This window comes from Lishizhenia sp., from assembly GCF_057456495.1.
In genome coordinates this window covers 1-3,573 of sequence record NZ_JBVCPV010000242.1, presented here as the reverse complement: position 1 = coordinate 3,573, position 3,573 = coordinate 1, and the positions used below count along the sequence as shown (strand labels likewise).

The following is a 3,573-nucleotide window of genomic DNA, read 5'->3' as shown; positions in this document are numbered from 1 at the left end:
CCTTTGGACAGCGCACAAAACCTGGAGAACAATTTATACCCGTTAATACAATTTTTAACGACACCCCAACACCTACTACATTTGAACTCGGTGATTTTTTTGGAGAAAACCAAGATTTGGACAGTTTGGTAAATCACTACTTTAACGGTATGTCTTATACTGAACGCGTTGGTCAATTACTAATGCCTGCAGTGGGTAGATACGGTCAGGATTACTCGAAAATTGAGCGTTTAACACAAGAAGGAAAAATTGGAGGTGTTCTGATGCTAAATGGTAGTAAAGTGCAATTTGCAAACTGGATACAAGATTTAAATGCCATTAATGATAGCTTAAACTACCTTCCTTTTTTATACAGTGCCGATGCAGAACCTTCTTTAATAAATCGTAAGATTTCGGGGACCCCCACTATACAAAAGGCCAATACCTTAAAAACAAAAGCAGAAGTTGAAAAATGTGCTCAAGACATTTCTAATGAATTGTTGGAGATTGGTATCAATTACAATTTTGCACCTGTAGTAGATATGTCGCCAAATAAAACAGTAGGTTGGAGAAGTTTTGGTCATGAACCTGACAGCGTAATCTCATGGTCTTCTGCTTTTATACATCAAACACAAGCTAATAATATCCTGGCCACAGCCAAACACTTTCCAGGACATGGTTTCGTAACTGGAGACACACACAAACAGTTGGTATATATAGACGGAGAGTTAAAAGAACTTCACAATTATCCTCAACTTATTGCAGATAGTGTTATGAGTATCATGGTTGCACATATAGCAGTTAAAAACAACGCTACTTACAATACCAATGATATGCCGGCAACTACTTCTAAAAAGATCGTAACAGACTTATTAAGAGACAGTTTAAACTTCGAAGGATTAATCGTTACTGATGCAATGAATATGGGAGGAGTTAGAAACGTTGATAAGGCAGAAGTACTTGCAGTTCAAGCAGGTTGTGACATCTTACTCATGCCATTAGATGCAGACTTAGCACACCAGAGACTACTTGGTCTATACAGTTTAGATGCTGATTTTAGAAATCAAGTTGATACTGCTTGTAAACGTATCATTAGAGCAAAAATAGCTCTGGGGTTAATGCACTAATATAGACAGCAAAACTCCCGCAATTAAACTGATCAGTTTTACAAAATTAAACTTGTGGTTTTCTGAAGATTCGAAGATGATAGTTGTTGAGATATGTAAAAACATACCCACCACTACGGCTAGGATAATATCTAAGTCTATTCCTATCTCCGGAAAGCCATAAGTCCCAAATAACATCCCTAGAGGTGCCATTAATGAGAAAGCCGCAATTACCATCCACGCTTTAGATTGTTTAAATCCAGAACTTAACAACAAAGTCATTAAAGCAATAGCCACAGGTATTTTATGTAAAACAATCCCCATTAATAAGGTATTGAAACCCGAATGAACGCCATGATAATGCCCATGAGCATGATGCATCACCTCGGCAGCACCACTCGCTTCAGCGGTTAGCGGTATTCCTTCTATAAATGAATGTAAACTTAGAGAGATAAATAATCCCCACTGCATTGCACCGCCAGCTTTTGCATGTATATGCCCATGCTCTATACCTCCTGAAAAATATTCCAAAAACAATTGAATCAAAAAACCGAGCAATATATAATACCCAATACCAAACTCATGCTTGGAGTAAATCTCAGGAATAAAATGTATGAATGCTATAGACAGCAAAAACCCTCCACTAAAGGATAGAAACAGTTTTATAGTTTTGTCTTGACTCTTATTTTTTAAAAAGACCACTATAAACCCTCCCAAAAAAACGGAAAGGATAAGGAATAATATATTAATTAGCTCCATCTTGCTTTTTAGCCACAATAATTAACCTTTCTGAATGCTCTTCATCAAAGGTGTTTAATTTAAAATCTCCGAAGGTAGTCTCAATTTTAAAACCAGCCTCTGTAAGTAGTCGATTAAAGTCATCATAACTTACAGCCTGTACTTTTTCTGTATAATCAAAATCTTTACCCTCAGCTGTAAACTGAATATTTTTCAAGATATGACTTCCGTTAAAATTTCGCTGTATATGAAACTCAATACCCTCAACCTCTTTTACTTCATCCTCCACTAAATTAGCTACGGTATACTTGGCATTTAAAAAATCTATCAATACTCTACCTCCTGGTTGAAGCATTTGATGCACAGATTTTAATACTTGTAAGTTATCCGACTGATCATCAAAGTATCCGAAACTCGTAAATAAATTAAAAACTACATCGAATTTTTCATCCTTATATACATCCCGCATATCATGGGTGTCAAAATGCAAAGCACCGTTTTCATGTTTTTTTGCTTCGGCAATACTTTGAGCTGCCAAGTCTAATCCTAAAACACGCAGACCTTTCTTATTTAAATAAACCGAGTGCCTACCCTTTCCACATGCCAAATCACATACATATTCATTACTTAAGCCCATAAAATTGTACAGGTTATCTATAAACAATTCAGCTTCATCGAAATCTCTATTCTTGTAAAGAATGTGATAGTATTTTGTGTTGAACCATTGTTCAAACCACGGTTTTGACATGTATGGATACTTTAAATTATGCGGGGCAAAAATAAACAAAGTTCCGAGCTGTGAAAAATTAAAAGCAACAGAAGAAAGTCTAGTAAAAGATATTTCTATATTTGTTGGGTACGGCTAAATTATACTACTACATTACACTTGATGGACAAAGAGAATATTATTAACTTTTATGAAGATACTGAAAGGGAGCATTTGCTTTTCTCGTACAAGGGAGAGGTTACGCCTGAAGTTATCTTGGAGTTAATAAGAAAATCTGAACAATTGTTAGGTGAGAAAAAGGAGAACAAACGCATTGAAAAACGATTGTGTAACATCGTTATTGAAAGTCTTCAAAATCTCTATCATCATCAAATTGATCCATTTGAAAACTCCAGTGAAATTCAGGAAATTCACAAGAATATGATATTCATGATAACATTCAAGGATGGATTTTATCATGTACATACAGGGAATTTTATGAATACTGCTGACACGAAAAAAATTAAACAAAGAATAAGCGAAATAAATAACTTAAGTGATTTAGAACTAAAGGAAAGTTATAAAAGTAAATTAGCTAATGGTGCTCAAAGTAAAAAGGGTACCGCCGGTTTAGGTTTTATTGATATGAGACGTAAATCAGGACTACCATTAAATTATAACTTTCATGAACTTAGTGCCGGCTTAAGCTTCTTCTGTTTAGATATTACTATTAACACACTTTAAAACTCGGAATATGGAAAATTTAATCATTGAAGGGACCCCTAAAACACCCAGCGTACATTTTTCGAATGAAACAGGTACTTTAGAAATTAAAGGTAGATCTATTCCTGAGAACTCTATAGAGTTTTACAAACCCATTAACGAGTGGATTGCTAATTACGGAGAAAATCCAAAAAGCACTACTACCGTTGATATCAAATTGGAATACTTCAACACATCCTCTTCTAAATGCATCTTAGACTTCTTGAAAGCTTTGGAAGCTATTAACGGGCAAGGAACTGATATAAAAGTGAATTGGTTCTT

At 35.0% G+C, this 3,573-nt stretch carries 5 protein-coding genes; 3 read left to right on the top strand and 2 right to left on the bottom strand.

The features are described 5' to 3' along the window. Positions 1-1,106, top strand: a 1,106-nt coding sequence (locus AC22ZQ_RS13330; RefSeq protein ID WP_318959258.1) for a glycoside hydrolase family 3 N-terminal domain-containing protein, incomplete at its 5' end; no start/stop codon positions are given. Here AC22ZQ_RS13330 and AC22ZQ_RS13325 read toward each other — a convergent pair. Beyond that, the gene (locus AC22ZQ_RS13325) at positions 1,095-1,844 is read right to left on the bottom strand and encodes a ZIP family metal transporter (protein WP_318959257.1); all 750 of its coding nucleotides are present in this window, start codon (positions 1,842-1,844) and stop codon (positions 1,095-1,097) included. The two genes, AC22ZQ_RS13330 and AC22ZQ_RS13325, sit on opposite strands and share 12 nt — an antisense overlap. Continuing rightward, entirely contained in the window at positions 1,831-2,571 is a 741-nt protein-coding gene (locus tag AC22ZQ_RS13320) for a class I SAM-dependent methyltransferase (protein ID WP_318959256.1), read from the bottom strand. The genes AC22ZQ_RS13325 and AC22ZQ_RS13320 overlap by 14 nt, the downstream gene beginning before the upstream one ends. Positions 2,572-2,712: 141 nt before the next feature. On the opposite strand from AC22ZQ_RS13320, the gene AC22ZQ_RS13315 reads away from it, so the two are divergent. Then, positions 2,713-3,273, top strand: a complete 561-nt coding sequence (locus AC22ZQ_RS13315; RefSeq protein ID WP_318959255.1) for a SiaB family protein kinase — start codon at positions 2,713-2,715, stop codon at positions 3,271-3,273. A gap of 10 nt (positions 3,274-3,283) precedes the next feature. Continuing rightward, positions 3,284-3,573 (top strand): DUF1987 domain-containing protein (locus AC22ZQ_RS13310; RefSeq protein WP_318959254.1); only part of this gene is annotated, 290 nt, incomplete at its 3' end.